This window comes from Capnocytophaga sp. oral taxon 323, assembly GCF_001278825.1.
Lineage (GTDB): Bacteria > Bacteroidota > Bacteroidia > Flavobacteriales > Flavobacteriaceae > Capnocytophaga > Capnocytophaga ochracea.
This window is the reverse complement of the sequence record NZ_CP012589.1, coordinates 2268362-2290323: the sequence shown is the minus strand read 5'-3', so window position 1 is coordinate 2290323 and position 21962 is coordinate 2268362. Positions and strand designations below refer to the sequence as shown.

Annotated in this window: 15 protein-coding genes; 8 read left to right on the top strand and 7 right to left on the bottom strand. The window is 39.9% G+C overall.

Annotated elements, in window-relative coordinates; all coding sequences use genetic code 11:
* Positions 1-63 precede the first annotated feature (63 nt).
* From AM608_RS12175 to purL, 3 genes are all read left to right on the top strand, one after another.
* Positions 64-231: a hypothetical protein gene (locus tag AM608_RS12175; protein WP_157466325.1), complete on the top strand. Its 168-nt coding sequence runs from the start codon at positions 64-66 to the stop codon at positions 229-231.
* A gap of 253 nt (positions 232-484) precedes the next feature.
* A complete protein-coding gene (locus tag AM608_RS09995; protein ID WP_053581645.1) occupies positions 485-1282 on the top strand; it encodes a Fic family protein in 798 nt (265 codons plus the stop codon).
* A gap of 43 nt (positions 1283-1325) precedes the next feature.
* Positions 1326-4994, top strand: a complete 3669-nt coding sequence (gene purL / locus AM608_RS09990; protein WP_053581644.1) for a phosphoribosylformylglycinamidine synthase — start codon at positions 1326-1328, stop codon at positions 4992-4994.
* Positions 4995-5230: 236 nt separating this feature from the next.
* On the opposite strand, the gene AM608_RS09985 is transcribed toward purL, so the two are convergent.
* The 5 genes from AM608_RS09985 to AM608_RS09965 form a co-directional block, all read right to left on the bottom strand.
* Positions 5231-5569, bottom strand: a complete 339-nt coding sequence (locus AM608_RS09985; RefSeq protein WP_053581643.1) for a hypothetical protein — start codon at positions 5567-5569, stop codon at positions 5231-5233.
* 1280 nt (positions 5570-6849) lie between these two features.
* Entirely contained in the window at positions 6850-8100 is a 1251-nt protein-coding gene (locus tag AM608_RS09980; protein ID WP_053581866.1) for a hemolysin family protein, read from the bottom strand.
* A gap of 162 nt (positions 8101-8262) precedes the next feature.
* A complete protein-coding gene (locus AM608_RS09975) occupies positions 8263-8763 on the bottom strand; it encodes a cytochrome c (protein ID WP_053581642.1) in 501 nt (166 codons plus the stop codon).
* Between the two features lie 182 nt (positions 8764-8945).
* Complete coding sequence (hemB, locus tag AM608_RS09970) at positions 8946-9932, bottom strand: porphobilinogen synthase (RefSeq protein ID WP_053581641.1); 987 nt, start codon at positions 9930-9932, stop codon at positions 8946-8948.
* 59 nt (positions 9933-9991) lie between these two features.
* Entirely contained in the window at positions 9992-10519 is a 528-nt protein-coding gene (locus AM608_RS09965; RefSeq protein WP_082315863.1) for a YqiA/YcfP family alpha/beta fold hydrolase, read from the bottom strand.
* Positions 10520-10872: 353 nt separating this feature from the next.
* Here AM608_RS09965 and AM608_RS09960 point away from each other — a divergent pair, with 353 nt between their 5' ends.
* Positions 10873-12888, top strand: coding sequence for a M3 family metallopeptidase (locus tag AM608_RS09960; RefSeq protein WP_053581640.1), 2016 nt, complete (start codon positions 10873-10875; stop codon positions 12886-12888).
* Between the two features lie 29 nt (positions 12889-12917).
* The gene (locus tag AM608_RS09955; protein ID WP_053581639.1) at positions 12918-13454 is read left to right on the top strand and encodes an isochorismatase family protein; all 537 of its coding nucleotides are present in this window, start codon (positions 12918-12920) and stop codon (positions 13452-13454) included.
* 56 nt (positions 13455-13510) lie between these two features.
* On the opposite strand, the gene AM608_RS09950 is transcribed toward AM608_RS09955, so the two are convergent.
* Entirely contained in the window at positions 13511-14338 is an 828-nt protein-coding gene (locus AM608_RS09950; protein WP_053581638.1) for a universal stress protein, read from the bottom strand.
* Positions 14339-14785: 447 nt separating this feature from the next.
* On the opposite strand from AM608_RS09950, the gene rimP reads away from it, so the two are divergent.
* The 3 genes from rimP (at position 14786) to infB (ending at position 19465) form a co-directional block, all read left to right on the top strand.
* The gene (gene rimP / locus AM608_RS09945) at positions 14786-15253 is read left to right on the top strand and encodes a ribosome assembly cofactor RimP (protein WP_053581637.1); all 468 of its coding nucleotides are present in this window, start codon (positions 14786-14788) and stop codon (positions 15251-15253) included.
* A 10-nt stretch (positions 15254-15263) separates the two neighbouring features.
* Positions 15264-16496, top strand: a complete 1233-nt coding sequence (nusA, locus tag AM608_RS09940) for a transcription termination factor NusA (protein ID WP_053581636.1) — start codon at positions 15264-15266, stop codon at positions 16494-16496.
* Positions 16497-16612: 116 nt separating this feature from the next.
* Positions 16613-19465 carry a translation initiation factor IF-2 gene (gene infB, locus AM608_RS09935; protein ID WP_053581635.1) on the top strand — a complete coding sequence of 951 codons (2853 nt, stop codon included), beginning with the start codon at positions 16613-16615 and terminating at the stop codon, positions 19463-19465.
* 49 nt (positions 19466-19514) lie between these two features.
* On the opposite strand, the gene AM608_RS09930 is transcribed toward infB, so the two are convergent.
* Positions 19515-21959: a primosomal protein gene (locus AM608_RS09930; protein ID WP_053581634.1), complete on the bottom strand. Its 2445-nt coding sequence runs from the start codon at positions 21957-21959 to the stop codon at positions 19515-19517.
* Positions 21960-21962: the final 3 nt, after the last annotated feature.

The window sequence follows — 21962 nt, the reverse complement described above, 5'->3', positions numbered from 1 at the left end:
ATCAAACGTTATTCGGAGCTAAGACGAACAAAAGACGGTGCGAGCCGCACGGGCAGATAAAAAATGAACGAAGAAAAGAAGAACAAACAACGAACAAACAACGAACAAACAACGAACAAACAACGAACAAACAACGAACAAACAACGAACAAACAACGAACAAACAACGAACAAACAACGAACAAAAGACGAAGAACAGTGGTACAAATCTGGGTTCTTAGAGGTGTATAATGAGTACTTCTGCTATAAAAATAATTTATTCTTTTAATTAAAAAGTTTTTAATATATTATTCATAATTATTTCGTATCTTTGTCGCAAGTTTCATCTTAGAAAAAACACCTATGAAAAAACTAAGTATGGTAGCTCTTTTGGCAACGGCAATGGTAGCTTGCAACAACAGCACCAACACAACGCAAAGCACTGAAAAAGAAACCTCTATTATTATATGATAAAGTAGCGGATAAAGGGAAAGAATGAATAACTATGAAAGTCTCTGAAGCAATTAGTATCACAGATAAATTATTTGAGCTCTACAAGAAAAAGATAGAGGTAAACATTCCTCTATTTCTCTCAAAAATAAAAGAAATACCTCTTACAAAGGAGAGTTTTCAGTTCTATACGGCTGTTTCTTCTATGGCTTCTTCGAAAATTGAAGGAGAAGTATTAGACATCGATAGCTATTTGAAACATAAATTAAATGGAGTAATTTATCAAAAAAACTTAGTTGAAAAACCTAATGATGTGTTTGCTGCCTACACTTTTGCTCAGAACTCCCCCCTTACTGTTGCTAACCTACTGAAAGCACATAAAATTATTACAAAGAATTTGCTAACCGCCAGTTCACAAGGAAAAGTGCGTACTTCGGATATGATTATACGTGATGTGGCAAAAGGAATCGTTATCTATGAAGCCTGCGCTAAGGAAGAAGTGAAAAGTGAGTTTGACGCTTTTTGTAATTTCTTAGAAGAGCTCATAAAACGAACATTATCTGTACAAGAAACGTTCTTCTATGCCTCATTATTGCACTTATTTTTAGTAAAGATACACCCTTTTGACGATGGTAACGGGCGTACAGCGCGCTTACTCGAAAAATGGTTCTTAGCTGAAAAAATAGGTAAAAATGCTTGGTTTATACCCTCTGAAATGAATTATTGGGAACAGCGTGAAACTTACTACAAGAATATAGCTCTGTTAGGGTTCTTTTACGAAAAACTGAATTATAATAACAGCATACCTTTCTTACTAATGCTACCTAAATTTTTGAAAAATACTACTCAATAACTGAATTATTAATTGTTAATTGCTAATCGTTAATTGGATAATAATGCTTCTTTTCTTTAAAAACTCCAAAAACACTATCTATGTGGTAGCTACCGAAGTTGCCCTTACTGAGACCGACCTCAACAAACTGAAATGGCTGTTTGGCAATGCCCAGCAACTCCCCTACCCTACCCTTAGCGGTATTTTCATCGGACCCCGTGCGGCGATGATTACCCCTTGGAGTACCAATGCGGTGGAAATCACCCAAAATATGGACATTCACGGGATTACCCGTATTGAGGAGTTTCACGAGGTAACCGACCCCAATACACCTTTCGACCCTATGCTCTTTGAGCGATATAACGGTCTTACCCAAGACAGTTTTACTATTGACATTCAACCACAAACAACACTTGAAATAGATGATATCGAGGCATATAACCAACAAGAAGGGCTTGCGCTAAGCGCCGAAGAAGTTGCCTATTTGCAAAATCTCTCTCAACAACTCGGGCGCAAACTCACCGACTCGGAAGTGTTTGGCTTCTCGCAAATCAACTCCGAACACTGTCGCCATAAAATCTTCAACGGTACTTTTGTTATCAATGGTGAGGAAAAACCTTCTACCCTCTTCAAACTCATTAAAAAGACTTCACAAGAACACCCTAATAGCATTGTTTCGGCTTATAAGGACAATGTGGCTTTCATCAAAGGGGCTACTGTCGACCAGTTCGCACCCAAAAGTGCTGATAAACCCAATTTCTACGAAGTAAAACCTTTTGAGGCAGTGCTCTCACTCAAAGCCGAAACCCACAACTTCCCCACTACGGTAGAACCTTTCAACGGGGCTGCTACAGGTTCGGGAGGTGAAATACGCGACCGTCTCGCGGGCGGACAAGGTTCTTTGCCTTTGGCAGGTACGGCTGTGTATATGACGGCTTACCCTCGATTAGAAGAAGACCGCCCTTGGGAAAAAGGAATGGCTGAACGCCAATGGTTGTACCAAACGCCAATGGATATCCTCATCAAAGCCTCTAACGGGGCAAGCGATTTTGGTAATAAATTCGGGCAACCACTCATTACGGGCTCTCTCTTCACCTTTGAACACGAAGAAGGCGGACGCAAATTAGGCTTCGATAAGGTAATTATGCAAGCAGGAGGCGTAGGTTATGCCAAAGCCTCACAAGCTATAAAACACACCCCTCAAGAAGGCGACAAAATCGTTATCTTAGGCGGTGAAAACTACCGCATCGGGATGGGAGGGGCTGCCGTATCATCTGCCAATACTGGGGCTTTTGGTACAGGTATTGAGCTCAATGCCGTACAGCGTTCTAACCCCGAGATGCAAAAACGCGCTGCCAATGCTATTCGCGCGATGGTAGAATCGGACGAGAATCCTATCGTTTCTATACACGACCACGGAGCAGGCGGACACCTCAACTGTCTATCGGAACTTATAGAAGAAACTGGTGGTAAAATCGACTTAGACAAACTGCCCGTAGGCGACCCTACCCTATCGGACAAGGAAATTATAGGTAATGAATCTCAAGAGCGTATGGGATTGGTTTTGCCCGAAAAGGCTATTACCAAACTGAAAACCATTGCCGACCGTGAACGTGCGCCTATGTACGAAGTGGGCGTAGTTACTAGCGACAAGCATTTTAGCATTGCCTCCGCAAAGAAAGGTACCCACCCAATGGATTTAGACCTCAGCGCGCTCTTTGGCAGTTCGCCAAAAACTGTAATGACCGATGAAACAGTAGTTACTAATTACGAAGAGTTACACTACTATGCAAGTCAGTTACAGAACTATTTGGTACAAGTACTGCAATTAGAAAGTGTGGCTTGTAAAGACTGGCTTACCAATAAGGTAGACCGTTGTGTAGGGGGCAAAGTCGCCAAACAACAATGTGCAGGCGCACTACAACTCCCTTTGAACAACGTAGGGGTTATGGCTTTGGACTACAATGGCAAAGAAGGAATCGCTACCAGTATTGGTCATTCGCCTCTTACGGCACTCATCAGCCCTACCGCAGGCAGCCGCAATGCCATTGCCGAAGCACTGACTAACATTGTTTGGGCGCCACTAAAAGACGGCTTGCAAAGTGTATCGCTATCCGCCAACTGGATGTGGGCGTGCCGTAATAAAGGAGAAGACGCGCGTTTGTACGAAGCCGTAGAAGCAGCTTCTAATTTTGCGATTGAATTGGGTATCAATATCCCTACCGGTAAAGATTCCCTATCAATGAAACAAAAATACCCCGAAGGTGGTGATGTGATTGCCCCAGGTACGGTGATTATTTCGGCAGCTGCCCATTGTACCGACGTGCAAAAAGTGGTAGAGCCCGTACTCAAACGCAATGGAGGTAACATTTATTATATCAACTTCTCGGGCGCTCAATTTGAATTAGGAGGCTCGGCTTTTGCCCAAGTATTAAACAAAATAGGCGACAAAGCTCCTACTGTAAAAGATGCCGAAGGCTTTAAAATAGCTTTCAACGTATTACAATCACTGATAAAAGAAGGAAAAATACAAGCAGGACACGACATTGGTAGCGGCGGACTTATCACAACGCTTTTAGAGATGTGCTTTGCCGAAAACGACTTAGGAGCGACTATCGATTTGAGCGGACTTTCAGCCGATGAAGACCTTATCAAAACCCTTTTTGCTGAAAATGCAGGGGTAGTAATTCAAGCCGATAGCAGTGTTGAAGCTACTTTAGAAGAAAACTTCTTAGAATGGGCTAATATAGGCGAAGTAACTAATTCACAAGAACTTACTATTCACCATTTCGGAAAATCGTACCATTTCAATATCCCCGAATTGCGCGATGTGTGGTACCTCACTTCTTACCTGTTAGATAAACAACAAACGAAAAACGACAAGGCGACCGAGCGTTATCAAAACTACTCCGAACAGCCTTTACAATACACTTTACCAGCGCATTTCACGGGCGAAAAACCCGCACGCCCCGCAGGCAAACGCCCTATAGCGGCAGTGATACGCGAAAAGGGTAGCAACTCCGAGCGCGAAATGGCAAATGCCCTATACTTAGCAGGCTTTGATGTGAAAGACGTACATACCACCGACCTTATCAGCGGACGTGAAACCTTAGAAGATGTACAATTTATAGGGGCTGTAGGTGGTTTCTCTAACTCCGATGTATTAGGCAGTGCCAAAGGTTGGGCAGGGGCTTTGCTCTACAACGAGCAGGCTAAAAAAGTATTAGACAACTTCTTTGCTCGCCCCGATACCCTTTCAGTAGGTATCTGCAATGGCTGTCAGTTGTTTATGGAATTAGAAGTCATCAATCCTGAGCACGCAGAGCACGGAAAAATGTGGCATAATGATAGTGGCAAGCACGAAAGTGGTTTTGTATCAGTAACCATTCCAGAGAACAACTCGGTGATGCTCTCCACCCTTGCAGGTAGTACCTTAGGGGTATGGATATCACACGGCGAAGGAAAATTCCACTTGCCATTGGCAGAAAATCAGTACAATATCGTAGGTAAATACGCTTATCAGGAGTACCCTGCCAACCCTAATGGCTCTGATTACAACACGGCTATGTTATGCGACAAAACAGGGCGCCATTTGGTAACGATGCCTCACATAGAGCGTTCAGTTTTCCCTTGGCAATGGGCGTACTATCCGAGTGAAAAAACAGCGGTTAGCCCTTGGTTAGAGGCATTTATCAATGCCCGCAAGTGGATTGAAGCACGTAATGCCAAATAAAAATGGTAAATAAAATCTTAAAAAAATAAGTGCGCAAGTATTAAATTTACGCTAAAAAGGGGCTTATGGAGCCCCTTTTATATTAAACTTTTGTTAAACTTAAAAATACGCTTGACAGGTACTGTTTTATTCGTACCTTTGCGTCGCAATGAGGGTGGTAGCTCATTGTAAACTTCAAATAATAGTTTTCATAATTTAAAGTTTTGGTTGGTTAATGAAGAAGTCCGATAATCCTTTTATCGGACTTTCTTTTTTAATTCTTGCAACACTTCTTCTAAATCAACAGAAAAAGAAGGTAATTGTATTCTAATAGTACTGAAAGGGCAATTACCTTTTAGCTTCTTTGTGATATGAATATGCAAGGCATTGGCTTTCAATTCAAACACTACATCTTGGCACAAGGCATAAATATAATGAGTTTGCTCATTGTATTCAAAATAAAGTTCTTCTTCATAAGCTAATCTACTTATAGAAAAATATTGCTCCTTATTTACAAAAGCTATTTGCAAAAGCTCTCCCCAAGATGCACGAGGGTTGAGGTCTATTTCTTCAGAGGTAAAAAGTAAGGTGTTCATTATGTCTTAAACTATTTTATAGTTTCCCGTACTATCGGTCGGTTATAAACTGAATATTTGGATTCTGTGTTCATACTGCAATACTCATAATTCTATTATTTTTTTACAAAGATACTGATTCTTTCCTGAAAAGCAAGAAGATTTTTAAATTTTAGACTTGGAAAATCTCAAAGAGACTTAGAAAATATTAGAAAAACTTTGAGATATCAGAAATGAATTTGAACTTCCGGAAGATAACGAAGAAGTTCGAAGGAGGTGAGTTAGGTAAAAGGTGAAAGATGAAAGGTAAAATGGGTATGCTTAGCTTATAGAGAGCTTATAGGAAGCTTATACGAATCTTGGACGATTGGTATAGAAAGGGTATATAAATAGTTGATAATGAATAGCTAAAAATGAAGAATAAAATGGATTTTTGAGGAAAATAAAGCGATAAATAAGGAAAGTTAAGAGGGCGGTAAGACGATGGTATTAAGAACTGAAGAAATAGAATAATATCAATTATCTTGTTTAGTGTGAATTTTGATACTGCTTCTTTTTCGTGCGGGAGAAAACTGAAAATGAGCCGTGTAAAATGAGAATATTATACAGGTTAATCGTGTAGCGTATACACAAAATGAAGATTTTAGGGATATTGAAGTAAAGAATCTAAAATAGTATTAGGTATTGATAATAAGCTATTTAAGTGTAAAAAAGGCTACTTTATCATTTTTGGCACGCTATTTTCAATATAGAAAGTGTAAGTTTGACAGACGGGATGTTAGTAAGACTTGCAAGTGCATTTAAATCATAATAAATGATGACACTAAAAATTGCTTGAAAAAACTGAATTAAACAAAATTACTGAAAAATTGCTATAAGAAACATTGTTAGATAAAAATTATTCATTGAAACAAGATTTTGAGAAGACACAGAGATTGCTAAAATAAACATTGTTAATCAAAATTACTATAAGAAACATTGAATCATTAAAGCAAAGACTGAAAAAACTAAATTACAAAGTCATTTATTAGGCTATTTAAAGACAAAATTTTATGAGAAAAAACAAATACTTTTAAGTTCATAAAATTTTATCAACTTAAAAGTATTCATTTTGGAGTTAGTAGTAGTATTTATATGCATTGTGAAAAAAGACTCTTCCGAAAGGGAGGGTCTTTTTTTAATGGTTAATGATTAGTGATTAATAGTTAATAAGGTATTGCAGTAATCCTTTTGCGACTCCGTACCTCTCTTCTTTAACAGGGGTTAACACACTATTTTTAAAGGGGATTAATCACTTTTCGCTATTCGTTATTCACGGTAAGTCTTACAGTTTCTATTTTAGTCTGTGAGCAGGCTTCGATAGTGAAGATAAAAGGAGGAATCTCTATCACTTCGCCTTGAGTAGGGATTCCTTCGTTATGAAGCACTATAAAACCACCAAGTGTTTCGTATTCCTCGCTTTCTGGGATATCCAAATGATAGGTTTCATTGAGGTATTCGACCTCCAAACGCGCTGAAAAAAGGTATTCAGTATCGGATATTTGTTCTTCTATAAACTTATCTTTGTCGTGCTCGTCTTCTATTTCGCCAAAGAGTTCTTCTACGATATCTTCTAAGGTTACAATGCCCGAAGTACCACCATACTCATCAAGCACCACTGCCATACTCTTGCGTTTGCGGGTGAGAATGTTTAGTACTTCGTTTATTTGGATAGTCTCAGGGATATTCACAATAGGAATAAGCACTTCTTTAATGTTTTTTGGCTTCTTGAACATATCGAAAGAGTGAACGTAACCCAAAATATCATCTATATTTTCGTTGTATATCAATATTTTGGAAAACCCTGATGATACAAAGGTAGCAATAAGATTTTCAATAGATTCATTGAGTTCCACGGCTACTATTTCAGTACGCGGAATCATTATTTCACGTGCTTTTACACCCGAGAACTCCAAGGCGTTTTGGAACATCTGCACCTCACTATCTACCTCTTCTTTTTTAGGAGCGTTTTCCATCTGTTCGGAGATATAATCTACTAGCTCTACTTTAGAGAACGAAAGAGGCACATAATCGCCTTTCGTCTTGAAGAATACGCGTAAGACAAAATCGGATATCCACATCACAAAACTGGAAAACGGATAGAACAGCAGATAGAAAAAGTATGCAGGAATAGCAAATACTTTCAGGAGTTGGTTTGCATAAATCTGGAAGAACACTTTGGGCATAAACTCTGCCGTGATGAGAATTATGAGGGTAGAAATAATGGTATGCCAAAGGACATTTTGGAAGAAAGGAGGCAAAAGAACTGTCATTACTTTTCCCATTTCAAACCCATACACTACAAGGGCTACGTTATTGCCCACAAGCATAGTAGCCAGTAGTTTAGAAGGCTTTCGGGTGAGTTTGGTAAGCACATTAGCAATCACTCCTTCTTGCTTTTTAAGGATTTCTACGTGTACTTTGTTAGACGACACGTAAGCGATTTCAAACCCCGAAAAGAAAGCTGAAAGCACGAGTGTAGTAAGAATAATTATTACAGAAATAGGTTCCATAAGGGTATAATAGAAAAAGGCAGTTGCTATCAACTGCCTTTTATATAAGTGCAACACTTGTTATAATAGCTAAGCTGAGTGCAAGCTTCTTCATTAGTGATTCTTATTTTAAGTTATTCACTCGGCAAAGGTACAAAAAAATAAATAATGAACAATTATTTCTTATTTTATTGTTCTGATGTACTCCAAAAGTTCACGAGCTTGCTGTTCGTTCAAGCGCTGGTTGAGCATTAAGGTGTTGTACTCTTCTACCAACTTCTTGGCGATAGGGTCTTGCTTATCCATCACATCGGGATTAAGAATCATATTCATCACCCACTCTGGCGTACGGCGGTCGAGCAAACCTATCATCGCAGGCCCTGTGAGTCGCTTTTTAGGACGATGGCACACGGTGCAATAGGTGTTGAAAGTTTCTTCTCCTTTAGCTGCCATTGCTGCATCGGGGGTATCGGCTAAGGGTGGGGTGATGGTCTTCACGGGGCCTATCCCTTTGTTGTTTTGCCAATCGGAAAAATCGGGCTCTGGTGTACTGTTTGAAGGGGCAGGTGTAGTAGTGGTTGCCTCTTGGGTAGTACTATCGGTGGTGGTGTTATTGTTGTTCGTTCCGCCACCACAAGCGGTTAAAAGTGCCATAGTGGCGAATGTTAAAAAGTGTTTTTTCATTAGTGTTTAAAGAAATATAGCTTGCGCTATGAAAATTAATTAAGTATTCTTGTTTTGTAAAGCAGTATGACTAAAGTCATAGAAATTAAACAAAAATCAATAAGAAAATTAAACAAAGATATAGATTCCCTGTTTGATTTGGTGTGATTTGTTCAATTTATCTCCCTCAGGGAGACTGTTGCCTATAAAAGTTTTACGACTTCCTTAGCAAAATAGCTAGCGATAAGGTCAGCACCGGCACGCTTGATACTCACAATTTGTTCCATCATTACAGCATCGTGGTCGAGCCAACCGTTGGCAGCAGCAGCTTTCAGCATCGCGTATTCACCCGATACTTGGTAAACAGCCACGGGCACTTCGCTCATATTCTTCACCTCGCGAACGATGTCTAAATAGCAAAGCCCTGGTTTTACCATCACAATATCAGCGCCTTCCTCTATATCCATACGGGTCTCGCGTAAGGCTTCGAGGCGGTTGTGATAGTCCATTTGGTAAGTTTTCTTATCCTTAGGGATATCCTGTTGGTCTACGGGAGCACTGTCGAGTGCATCGCGGAAAGGCCCATAGAAAGCTGAGGCGTACTTGGCACTATAAGCCATTATCCCTACGTGCTCAAAGCTATTGTCTTCAAGGGTTTCGCGCAAGGCGAGGATACGTCCGTCCATCATATCGCTGGGCGCAATAAAATCAGCACCTGCCTGAGCATGTGAGAGTGCCATTGTACAAAGAGCATTTACAGTAGCATCGTTTACAATGCGTCCGTTTTCCACAATGCCATCGTGACCATAAATAGAATAAGGGTCGAGCGCTACATCAGTCATTACGAGCATTTGGGGAACTGCTTCTTTCACAGTTTTAATAGCGCGTTGCATCAAGCCATTAGGGTTGGCTGCCTCTACGCCTTTGTTGTCTTTGAGAGCGTCAGGCACTTTCACAAACAGTAATACCGATTTGAGTCCTAAGCTCCAAAGCTCTTTTACTTCTTTTGCCAATAGGTCGAGGCTATAACGGTAATAACCCGGCATAGAGGCTATTTCTTCTTTTACGCCAGTACCTTCAACTACAAAGAGAGGTACAAGAAAATCATTAGGGGTAACAATCGTTTCTTTTACCAAACTACGTACCGTATCGTTTACGCGCAAACGACGGTTTCTTCTGAGTGGATACATTATATTTAGTTATTAATTTTTAATGATTAATATTTAGTCCTTATTTATCTTTTTACCTGCTATCTGCTCGTGTGGTTCACTCCTTTTGCCTCAAAAAACTCCTTCACTTCTTTTTCAAAAATCTCTATGGGATAAGTGTGTGCCATAGTATTCAAGAGGTGAATTTCTATATTTTGCTGAGGACTCATATCTTCTCGGAGAACTGATAGCGACTCCCACGGTGTAATGACGTCGTCCTGCAAACCGATAACTATCTGCATATAAGTGCGGTAATTAGGGTTGGGTTGGGTGTTAAAAGGTACTTCGTGTCGATAGGTAAGTGCAGGATTGAACAACAAGCAAGGTTTTCCAAGCTTTTGAGCGAGGTAATAGACAATGAGCCCTCCAAGACTCGAACCTATAAGCACATCAACCTCAGCATACTCTTTTTGTAACTCAGCAAAGAGGTTAGGCGCATTCCGATAGTCAATCGTAGGGGCGAAGATTTCACCGTAAGGGGTGAGCACTGCGCGCCTATCGTCTTGTAAGTAGCTATCGAGACCGTGTAAATAGAGTATTTCCATAATGAGTGCAAAAGTACAAAACATTTTTTAATTGACAAATTTGTCTTCTGTTGGCTATAGTCAGAAGTGTTTCGTTTAGAAAATTGACTTTAACAAAATTTAAAACTTCACTCAACTTAAACCCCTCTTCTTATCACCTCAAAATCAACTTAAAAGCACCTTTTATTCGTCTTAGCTTCGCCTTACCTTCGCCTTAGGTTCGCTTTAGGTTCGTCTCAGAAGGCTCCAAAATTCATTTTCCTTTTTCCACCTTTATGTTTCAATATTTTTCTTTTCACTGAAAAAATTAGTATCATCTATCTGTTTTCTCTTCTGCTAATTTGCTAATTCCCGCATAAAGATATATATTTGCACTCTTATAATAAAAAACAACCTATATGTTCCAAACACCTTATAACGCAGCGCCCTTTTCGCGCTTTGCTCCTACCGACTATCTACCAGCCATCGAAAAAGCTATTGCCAAAAGCCTCAAAGAAATCGATACCATTGCTCATAATCCAGAAGTGCCTACCTATATGAATACAATACAGCCTTTGGCTTATGTGGGATTAGAACTCGACCGACTTACGGCGATGTTCTTCAACTTGAACAGTGCCGAAACGAACGAAACCCTGCAAGCAGAAGCTCAACGCATCTCGCCTCTGCTCACCGATTACAGCAATGATATCCGTTTGAACGAAGTACTTTTTAAACGTGTTGAAGCAGTTTACAAAACCCGCAATTACCTTTCCGCTTCAGCAGAACAACATACTCTACTTGAAAAGACTTATAAGAGTTTTACTCGCAATGGTGCAAATTTATCATCGAATGATAAAGAGCATTTGCGCAGAATTGACAAGGAATTAGCGCGCCTCAAACTGAAGTTTTCAGAAAATGTATTGGCTGAAACACAGCATTACCAATGGGTGATTACCCATAAAGAAGAGCTCAGCGGTCTGCCCGACTTTGTATTAGAGATGCTCACTACCGAAGCCAAAAAGCACCATAAAGAAGGTTGGGCAATCACCCTCGACCTGCCTGTCTATACCGCCGTGATGAAATATGCTAATAACCGTGAGTTACGCCGTAAACTTTTTATTGACTATCACAGTCGTTGTGCAGGTGATAGTGCTTATAATAACGAAGCCAATGTGTTGCGTATCGCTGAGTTACGTGCGCAACGCGCCTCACTGTTGGGTTATCCCGATTATGCCTCTTTGGTATTAGAAGAACGTATGGCAGAAACATCAGAAAAGGTAATGGATTTCTTGAATAAACTTTTAGCTAAAGCCAAACCGCAAGCAATCAAAGAATTAGAAGAACTAAAAGCCTTTTCAGGACTTGATGACTTTCAGCAATGGGATTTTGCTTATTATGCCGAAAAACTGAAACAACAGCGCTATCAAATAGATGACTCTCTATTAAAACCCTACTTATCTTTGGATAAAGCAGTGGAAGGAATGTTTGCAGTAGCACATAAGCTCTACGGTTTGCACTTCACCCTTACCGATGAGGTAGAAAAGTATCACCCCGAAGTACAAACCTACAAAGTAACCGATGATAAAGGAGAATATCTCGCCCTTTTCTACACCGATTTCTTTCCACGTACAGGCAAACGCAATGGTGCGTGGATGACCTCTTACAAAGAGCAATACACTGATAGTGAGGGAAAAGATTCGCGTCCACACATTTCCATAGTGTGTAACTTCACGCGCCCTACTGCTTCGGCTCCTTCCTTGCTCACCTTCAACGAACTGACGACTCTCTTCCACGAGTTTGGGCACGCTCTTCACGGTATGCTTTCTAAGGTTACGTATCCTTCTCTAAGCGGTACTAATGTAGCCCGCGACTTTGTAGAGCTTCCCAGCCAGCTGATGGAGAACTGGTGTTACGAAGAAGAAACCTTGCGCCTTTTTGCAACACATTACCAAACAGGTGAGCCTTTGCCCATAGAATGGGTGCAAAAAATAAAAAAAGCTGGTGTTTTTATGGAAGGACTTTTAAGTGTGCGTCAGTTAAACTTTGGGTTCTTAGATATGGCGTGGCATACCTACCCTCATTTGGAACGCCTTGAAGATGTTCACACTTTCGAACAAACAGTTACCAAAGAAACTCAACTCTATCCAACTGTGGAAGCAATGTGTATCTCGCCCGCCTTTTCACATATTTTTAGTGGAGGCTATGCCGCAGGGTATTATAGTTACAAATGGTCGGAAGTGTTAGATGCTGATGCTTTTGAAGTTTTTAAGGAAGCAGGTATTTTTAATACTGAGGTAGCTACTCGTTTCCGCAGAGAAGTGCTCAGCAAAGGTAGTAGTGAGAAGGAAATGACCCTTTACAAACGCTTTCGTGGAAAAGAGCCCTCTATAGATGCTTTAATAAGAAGAGCAGGATTCGACTTAGATAAGAGATAAAATAGTATCAATTAATAATAATCAATAGTATGACAACAGAAAATACACAATTGGTAATCCTTGATATTCAAGGGAAGTTATCACAAATCGTTTATAAATCGGAAGAAGTGTTACACAACAGCAGGATTCTTATTGAGGGGTGCAAGCTCTTAGAGCTTCCTATCATTTGGGTGGAGCAAATGCCCGATAAGTTGGGTGCTACTCACCCTGTGATTGCTGAGATATTAGAAGGCAAAACCTCCGTGAAGAAAAGTAGCTTTTCAGCTTGGGGCAATGCTGAGTTCCGCAAAGAGCTTAAGGCTAACAATCGCAAGCACGTATTGCTCATAGGTATTGAAACTCATATCTGTATTTACCAAACTGCGCTCGATTTACTCGCTGAAGGTTATGAAGTATCTGTAATTGCCGATGCAGTATCTTCGCGTACCGAAAACAATAAGCACATCGGGCTCACAATGCTACGTGATGCAGGAGCTACTCTATTAAGCACCGAAGCGGCACTCTTTGCTCTCTTGCGCACTGCCGAGCACCCGCGATTTAAGGAAATAGCAAGATTAGTAAAATAATGATTAATAAAAAGGCTGTAAGAGTTTTCTTACAGCCTTTTTACATTAACATTCTCCTACTTTTCTAATTTAATAGTGAGCACAGGTGTGCTGGAGTGATTTACAAGGTCACTACTGATACTTCCATTGAAGAAGTGAGCAATACCCTTACGTCCGTTAGGGAACATACAGATAAGGTCTATATTGTTTTCCTTCACATAGTTTAAGATTCCTGTTTCTACACGAATATCGTTATAAACGTGTGTTTCAAAATGCTGATGAGAGTGTTCAGCTTCTTTAAGGAACTCTTCCATACGTTTGTTTATTTCGGAAGTAGTGAGGAATTGGTAAGGAGTATTAACATACACCAAATCAACCTTAGCACCAAATACTTTGGCAAGTTTCAGTGCCTTTTCAAAAGGTTTTAAAAATCGTTTAGAGAAATCGCAACCAAACATCATATGTTTAATTTTGAGCTTTTCGTGTGGATTTTTAATTACCAATACAGGCACAGAGGCAGAGCGGATTACTTTTTCAGCATTAGAGCCTATAAAGAGTTCTTTGGCACCTGAAGCCCCATTAGAGCCCATAAACACAAGGTCGATATGGTATTTCTTTACAACTTCTTCCACAGCTTCGGGTAGCGGAGCGGTTTCAACAAGGTCAATCACTTCGACAGTGGTATCAATTTCCTTTTTAAGGTCGTTGAAACGCTGTTTAGTAAGGTTGAGGAAATACATCGCTTCGGGAACCGATACTTGACTTTCGGTCATTAAGCGGATAGGAAGTTCAATGGCGTGCAACACATATACTTTGGCATTGTGTTGCTTGGCTAAGTTAATCGCAACGTGTAGTGAAGCGATTGACTTTTCTGAAAAATCGGTGGTTACTAAAATGTTTTTCATAAGAATCTATTTTTTTTAGTTAAAAGTTATGAGTTTAGAGTTATGAAAGCGACCTACTCTAAAATTAGGTTTAGCTTATACAAAGCTTATACGAATCTTGAACGATTGTTATACAAAGGGTATATAAAGCATTCATTAACAGTTTTTTTATCAGATGTTTTTATCAAGAAAAAAAGGTGTTATAACGGCGGTAATTACTGTTTTTATTTTATTCTTAACAATCAGTTTATTAGTACTTTTAATACCTTTATGACCTACCAAATGCCTATCTATACAAATATTGATAGTTTTATGCGTTAGTTAAATTTCACGTGGTAAAGGTACTACTTATTTTTATAACTTCCAAACTTTTTTTACTTTTTTTCTTGTTATTTAGAAAATTCGTCGTATCTTTGCACCGAAAAGTAATACTTGAGGGGACATTTAAGTCCCCTCTTTTTATAGCAAATGAATTTCAAAGACCAAGTTAAAGAGTTAGTTAATAAGGCTTTAAGCGAGCACACTGAACTATTTCTAACCGATTTAAGCGTAGGAACTGACAATACCATTCGCGTGACTATCGACGGGGATAAGGGCGTAGGTATTGACGATTGTATAGAGCTTAGCCGTGCTATTGAAAACTCTTTAGACCGCGAGGTGGTAGATTTCGCCCTGGAGGTTACTTCGTTTGGTGCTACTGAGCCTTTTGTAATGGAACGCCAATACACTAAAAATGTGGGTAGAACCGTGCAAATCACAACACTCGATGGTAAAACACACGAAGGAGTACTGAAAGGCATTGTTGAAGGTAAAGCCGTACTCGAAACTGAAACTCGCGAACCGAAGCCCGTAGGTAAAGGTAAAATCACTGTAAAAAAAGAGCACTTGTTTGCGCTCACCGATATAAAAGAAACTAAAGTAATCATTAAATTTTAATTAAACGTATATGAATAGTCTTGAATTAATCGAATCATTCTCGGAGTTTAAAGATGATAAACTCATCAACCGCGAAACCTTGATGGCTATTTTGGAAGAGGTTTTCCGCAATACCCTAAAAAAGAAATATGGCTCTGACGATAATTTCGATATTATTATCAACCCCGATAAAGGCGACTTACAAATCTTTCGCAACCGTGTGGTAGTGGAAGACGGTGCAGTAACGAACGACAATCAGCAAATTGAACTTTCGGTAGCTCGCAAAATTGAACCCGATTTTGAGGTAGGAGAAGACGTTTCAGAGGAAATTAAAATTAATGACTTGGGTCGGCGTGCTATCTTAGCTTTACGCCAAAACCTGATTTCTAAAATTCACGAATACGATAGTATGACTATCTATCAGCGTTTCAAAGACTTGATAGGTCAGCTATACGTAGCCGAAATACACCATATCCGTCACAAAGCTATCATCTTATTAGACGACGAAGGCAATGAGATTATCCTTCCTAAGGAAAAACAAATTCCGTCAGACTTCTTTAAGAAAGGCGAGCACGTGCGCGGAATTATCGAATCAGTAGAGCTGAAAAGTACCAAACCTACCATTATTATGTCGCGTACCTCTCCTCTATTCTTGGAGCGTTTGTTCGAACAAGAAATCCCCGAGATTGCCGACGGGCTTATCACTATTAACAAGGTCGTGCGTATCCCAGGAGAGAAAGCAAAAGTGGCTGTAGATTCATTCGACGACCGTATTGATGCGGTAGGTGCGTGCGTAGGTGTGCGTGGGTCTCGTATTCACGGTATTGTGCGCGAGTTGGGCAATGAGAATATCGATGTATTACCGTTCACCAATAACCCACAACTGCTCATCACCCGTGCCTTGGCACCTGCACGTGTATCTTCAGTGATTATCAACGAAGAAGAAAAACGTGCTGATGTGTATTTGGCAAATGAAGAAGTATCGAAAGCCATTGGTAAATCGGGCTATAACATTCGCTTGGCGAGTCAGCTTTCAGGCTATGAAATCGACGTATATCGCGAAGGAGCAACCGAAGAAGATATTGAGCTTAGCGAGTTTAACGACGAAATTGAAGAATGGGTGATTGAAGAACTGCAAAAAGCAGGACTTGATACAGCTAAGAGTGTATTGGAACTTTCTACCGAAGAGCTAATGCAACGCACTGACCTCGAAGAAGAGACCGTAAACGAAGTGCTACGCATTTTGGCAGAAGAGTTTGAATAGGGTAAAAAAAAAATCTGTGAAAGCAGAGTATATGAGGGAGGTAGATTCCCTACAACTTAAACAAAGAATAATGTATCCTTTCTTCTTAAAAGAGGAATGGATTTTAATAAACATATATGAGCGAGGGAAAAAAAATAAGATTAAGCAAAGTTTTAAAGGAGTTCAATATCTCTATGGTAACAGCCGTAGAATATCTGAAGAAGGAGAAAGGGATAGAAATAGAATCTAACCCTAATACTTCTATTACAGAAGATATTGTGAAGTTCCTTTCGAACAAATTTAACGCCGACAAGAGTAAGCGTGAGGTTTCAAAAGAGATAGTGGAAGACAAGCGCAAAGAGCGTGAGGCTATCCGCATAGAGCAAGAGAAAGAAAACCAAGAGAAGCGCAAACAGCAGGAGCAAGAAGTGATAAAAGCTAAGGCTCAACTGGCTGGGCTCAAACCTGTAGGTAAAATAGACCTTGAAGAAGGTAATAAAAAAGAAGGAACAGCTCCTACTCAAGAAGCACCAGAACCAGAAATTACTACTTCAAAGCAGGAAGTAACTACTTCTAAAATAAAGACAACAACCTTGAAGCAAGAAGCAACTCCTGGAACAGTGCAATCTCAGCCGTCTGCCAAGAACAATAAAGAAAAAGATAAGAAAAAAGACAACAATAAACCCGACGCTCAAAAGAATAAATCTGCTTATCAAAATCCATTGGCACAAACCGTTGCTACGCAAAAGAAGAAGGAACAACAGAACCATAACTCTAAGGAAGAACTCACCTCTGAGATTCCCGCAGGTGTAATTGAAACCCAGTACCAAAAGCTCACAGGTCCTAAAGTAGTGGGTGAGAAAATAGACCTCAGTCAGTTTGAGAAAAAGAAGAAAAAGCGCAAACGCAACCGTCACAAAGACAAGGATAAAGAGACTCAAATTACTACTAATAGCGCTACTGATACTACCGGCGACAGCGAAAAACGCAAACGCAAACGCATTCGCAAAGATGAAGTGAATGTGGCTAAAGGTGGTGACAACACGAAGAAAGAAAAGAAAAACAAGATTATTGCCAAAATAGAACCTTCTGAAGAAGAAGTACAAAAACAAGTGCGCGAAACCCTCGAGCGCTTGCAAGGTAAAGGTACAAAATCTAAGGGGGCTAAATACCGCAAAGAAAAACGAGAAACACACCGACAAAAGGTAGAACAAGAGCTCGCAGAACAAGAACAACAAGAAAAAATACTAAAAGTAACCGAGTTTGTAACAGTAAACGAACTGGCTACAATGATGGATGTGCCTATCAATAAGGTGATTGGTGCGTGTATGTCTCTCGGTATTATGGTAACAATGAACCAGCGTCTCGATGCCGAGACCCTCTCAATAGTAGCTGATGAGTTTGGCTATGAGGTGGAATTTGCAACAGCTAACATCGAAGAAGCTATCCATACCGAAGAAGATCAACCTGAAGATTTAGTACCTCGTGCTCCTATTGTTACTGTAATGGGTCACGTAGACCACGGTAAAACATCGCTCTTAGACTACATTCGTAAAGAAAATGTAATTGCAGGTGAAAGCGGGGGTATAACTCAGCACATTGGGGCTTACAGCGTGAAATTAGAAAGTGGTGAGCGTATCACTTTCCTCGATACTCCTGGTCACGAAGCCTTTACTGCTATGCGTGCTCGTGGTACTAAGGTAACCGATATTGCTATTATTGTGGTAGCTGCCGACGACGATGTGATGCCTCAAACCAAAGAGGCTATTAGTCACGCACAAGCCGCAGGAGTACCTATTATCTTTGCTATTAACAAGATTGATAAACCGAATGCGAACCCCGATAAAATTAAAGAACACTTGGCGACTATGAATCTCCTCGTAGAAGAATGGGGCGGTAAAATACAGTCGCAGGATATTTCGGCAAAGCAAGGTATCGGTGTATCTGAACTATTGGAAAAAGTACTCTTAGAAGCTGAAATTCTTGAACTGAAAGCAAATCCCAACAAACCGGCGGTAGGTACTGTAGTGGAAGCAGCTCTTGACAAAGGTCGTGGTTATGTATCTACTATATTGGTAGAATCGGGTACGTTGCACGTAGGCGACTATGTACTGGCAGGTACCAACTCTGGTAAAATACGTGCTATGCACGACGAACGAGGTAAGAAGGTAAAAGAAGCAGGCCCCTCTACTCCTATTTCTATCTTAGGATTGGACGGTGCTCCACAAGCAGGTGATAAATTCTACGTATTCGAAGACGAAAAAGAAGCCAAACAGATTGTAGCTAAACGCGCTCAATTACAACGCGAACAATCAGTACGTACGCAACGCCACATCACCCTTGACGAGATAGGACGACGCATTGCACTGGGTGACTTCAAACAGTTGAATATTATTCTTAAAGGTGACGTAGACGGCTCAGTAGAAGCACTTACTGACTCTTTCCAAAAGCTCTCTACTGAAGAGATACAAGTGTCTATCATTCATAAAGGCGTGGGAGCAATTACCGAGTCTGATGTATTATTGGCTTCCGCCTCCGATGCTATTATCATTGGTTTCAACGTTCGTCCGATGACCAACGCACGCGCCTTGGCAGAAAAAGAATCTATCGATATCCGTACCTACTCTATCATCTACGACGCTATCAACGACCTCAAAGACGCAATGGAAGGAATGCTTTCACCAGTATTCAAAGAAGAGGTTACTGGTACAGTAGAGATACGCGAACTCTTCAAGATTTCTAAAGTAGGAACCATTGCGGGCTGTATGGTAACCGATGGTAAAATCTACCGCAACTCTAAGATACGTCTATTGCGTGACAATGTGGTGATTTATACGGGTGAACTTTCTTCACTCAAACGTTTCAAAGACGATGTAAAAGAGGTGAGCAAAGGTTATGATTGCGGTTTGCAGATCAAGAACTACAACGATATTCACGAAGGCGATATAATAGAAGCCTTTCAAGAAGTAGCAGTAAAGAAGAAACTGTAAAGAGAGATATAAAAAAAGCGCCTTAGGGCGCTTTTTTTATATCTCTGAACTAATTACTACTGCTATTGAAAAAAGCTTTGTGATAAAAATCAGCTAATAACACTGAGATAGCATCCATTTTTTGCTGAGGGGATAGCTTTTGAGCAATGGTTTGATAAATCTCTTCTTTATGTTGTTCAGCAAAGTTGCTCAGCAGTCCTTTTTCTTGAATCAAATGTTCCATAGTAATATCTTTCAGCTCATTAAGCATCCAAAGATGTGCCTGATAGCCTTCCTCTGCTTTGTATAGCAATTCTTGATTTTCAGCAGTATTATTCAAGTCATAGGCTTGTTTCTTAGCAAAGAGGTCTGCTTTAAACTTGTCATCACTTTCCAATGCTTGTTTATACAAATTCTTCAAACAACGGAATACAAAATAACGATAGTCAGCTTGTTGCTTCTTAGCTTTTTCTACAAGTAGCTTTTGCTCTTGTAACAAACGTTTCTTATCTTTCTTAGCACTTACTTGCAACTGACAGTGTACCTCTGCAATTTGAGTATTCAGTTCTCCCATAAAACTCAAATCAGTGATGTTTGAAAGTTCAGGTATATCTTTTGTAATTACAACTTCTGTAGTTGCTGTCACTTGTTGTTCTATAGGTTCTTCTACCGTTGTAAAAACTTCTGGCATTACTTTCTCCTCTTGTAATGGAATAGTATCCTTAGCTTTCTCAAGGTCTTCTGCTTTTTCAACTTTTTGCTTTTTCTCCTTACGAGGCTTTTTCTCTTTAGGAGTTTTCTCCTTTTTCTTAAATTTAAACGATGGAAAAGGCAATTCTACCTTTTCAAAATGGTAGGTATAACCTATACTCACATTAGTACTTTGTGCCGAAGTGTTTTGAGTATCACTTTCAGCATTGCGGAATGACTGTAAGGCGCTCAAGGTAAACTGGTGGTTTTTCCAAGGAAGAAAGTTTATATTTAGTTGCACATTAGCTGTGCTACCTTTGGAGGTGGCCGATTGTGAAACACTGTAGTTTCCTAAAAGTGTAGTGTTAAGTTTATCTTCAAAAAACGCTTTTCCCACCGTAAGAGAAGGTCCCATCACTTCTGTTTTTTCTCTCGCTACAATACTATATGAGTAGTTGAAGGAAGGTGATAAACTGAGTTTACTTTCAGGAAATTGTACCATATAGGCAGCTCCTGCATTGTGAAAACGAGAAATCCCTCCCCTGCGTACTATATCATTTTGTTTATTCACCACATCGTTGAAAGAATACGAAAGAGTTATATTCTGTTTTTCATTGATAGCATAAGCTATGTTGGCATTCGTGTTTTGTGATACTTGTCGGTAGTTGATAGAGTCTTGAGGGTGTTCATAGAGTTGCGGATTGTTGATTCTATCAAAAGGATTGATAAGTTTATTAGTAAACATCGTAAAGTTGCTATAACTTCCTGAAAGAGATAGTTTAGACGTAACCTTGGCATTTACATTGGCTGAGCCTACCCACTGGTTGGACTGTTTAGGCTTTTGTTGGTTTAAATTGTCGTGTTGTCGTCCTATGCTAGTAGCTATTGACACATTGCCATTAAATAAATTCAACGAACTGTTTAGGGTGATATTCTCCATATCGTTTACAAAATAGTAAGCCCCTAAAGTCTTGTAATCGGGGTCTACTTTCTCGTAACGTACCCCTACACTCGCCTTCGTGAAAATAAAGTTAATACCTGCATTGTAAGCTGTAAAATCCTGCTTTTGGCTTTGAGTATTGCCCAAAAGACTTAAAGCATATTCACCAAACACTTCTACAAAATGCAGAGGTTTATATTTAGCAAATCCTGAATACACTTGGTTGGATAGTGGATATATTTTCTTCTCATCGGGAATAGGCACCGATAGAGAATTAGCTTTATCGTTAGCAAAGAAAAGAATTCCGCCTATTTCTAAATCTTCTTTTTTATAGGAGAGCTTCGTGCCATAACCCCAACGCTCATAGGTAGGTATAGTTTGAGGGCGACCATCGTATTCAGTTGCTTTGGCAAGTCTACCTCCCATAAACGAAGCTCTTAAAGGATATTTTTCAGGGGTGAGCTCTAAGCCTCCTCCTGTAAATTGTAAACCGTTGAATGTATAAGGAGAAAAGCTCATACTCACATCACCTATATGGGCTAAAATCCATTTGTATTTAGGGTGCAGACTTAGACGATTAAACTTAAAGGGAATTTGGTAGTCTAAAGCATCTCCTTGATTGGTGTATCGATAATTGATAGGCATCGTCCAATCGTAAAAGCCCAAAGTAATATTACCATTGAAGAAATACAAGAAAGGTTCATTAGTAGCACTATCAGACGCCTGGTTATACACACCACTTACCGAAGCACTCCCGGAGATAGAAAAAGGTTTCTTCTTGAGTTTTTCTTTCAGCTGAGTATCTATATTCTCTAAATCTACCTGCTGAGCTAAAAGAGGTAGAGAAAGTAATACAAAGAATACAAGTAGGTAAGTTCGCGCCATTGA

Coding starts and splice junctions, on each gene's coding strand:
- AM608_RS12175 (WP_157466325.1), top strand. CDS start 64: ATGAACGAAGAAAAGAAGAACAAACAACGAACAAACAACGAACAAACA.
- AM608_RS09995 (WP_053581645.1), top strand. CDS start 485: ATGAAAGTCTCTGAAGCAATTAGTATCACAGATAAATTATTTGAGCTC.
- purL (WP_053581644.1), top strand. CDS start 1,326: ATGCTTCTTTTCTTTAAAAACTCCAAAAACACTATCTATGTGGTAGCT.
- AM608_RS09985 (WP_053581643.1), bottom strand. CDS start 5,569: ATGAACACCTTACTTTTTACCTCTGAAGAAATAGACCTCAACCCTCGT.
- AM608_RS09980 (WP_053581866.1), bottom strand. CDS start 8,100: ATGGAACCTATTTCTGTAATAATTATTCTTACTACACTCGTGCTTTCA.
- AM608_RS09975 (WP_053581642.1), bottom strand. CDS start 8,763: ATGAAAAAACACTTTTTAACATTCGCCACTATGGCACTTTTAACCGCT.
- hemB (WP_053581641.1), bottom strand. CDS start 9,932: ATGTATCCACTCAGAAGAAACCGTCGTTTGCGCGTAAACGATACGGTA.
- AM608_RS09965 (WP_082315863.1), bottom strand. CDS start 10,519: ATGTTTTGTACTTTTGCACTCATTATGGAAATACTCTATTTACACGGT.
- AM608_RS09960 (WP_053581640.1), top strand. CDS start 10,873: ATGTTCCAAACACCTTATAACGCAGCGCCCTTTTCGCGCTTTGCTCCT.
- AM608_RS09955 (WP_053581639.1), top strand. CDS start 12,918: ATGACAACAGAAAATACACAATTGGTAATCCTTGATATTCAAGGGAAG.
- AM608_RS09950 (WP_053581638.1), bottom strand. CDS start 14,338: ATGAAAAACATTTTAGTAACCACCGATTTTTCAGAAAAGTCAATCGCT.
- rimP (WP_053581637.1), top strand. CDS start 14,786: ATGAATTTCAAAGACCAAGTTAAAGAGTTAGTTAATAAGGCTTTAAGC.
- nusA (WP_053581636.1), top strand. CDS start 15,264: ATGAATAGTCTTGAATTAATCGAATCATTCTCGGAGTTTAAAGATGAT.
- infB (WP_053581635.1), top strand. CDS start 16,613: ATGAGCGAGGGAAAAAAAATAAGATTAAGCAAAGTTTTAAAGGAGTTC.
- AM608_RS09930 (WP_053581634.1), bottom strand. CDS start 21,959: ATGGCGCGAACTTACCTACTTGTATTCTTTGTATTACTTTCTCTACCT.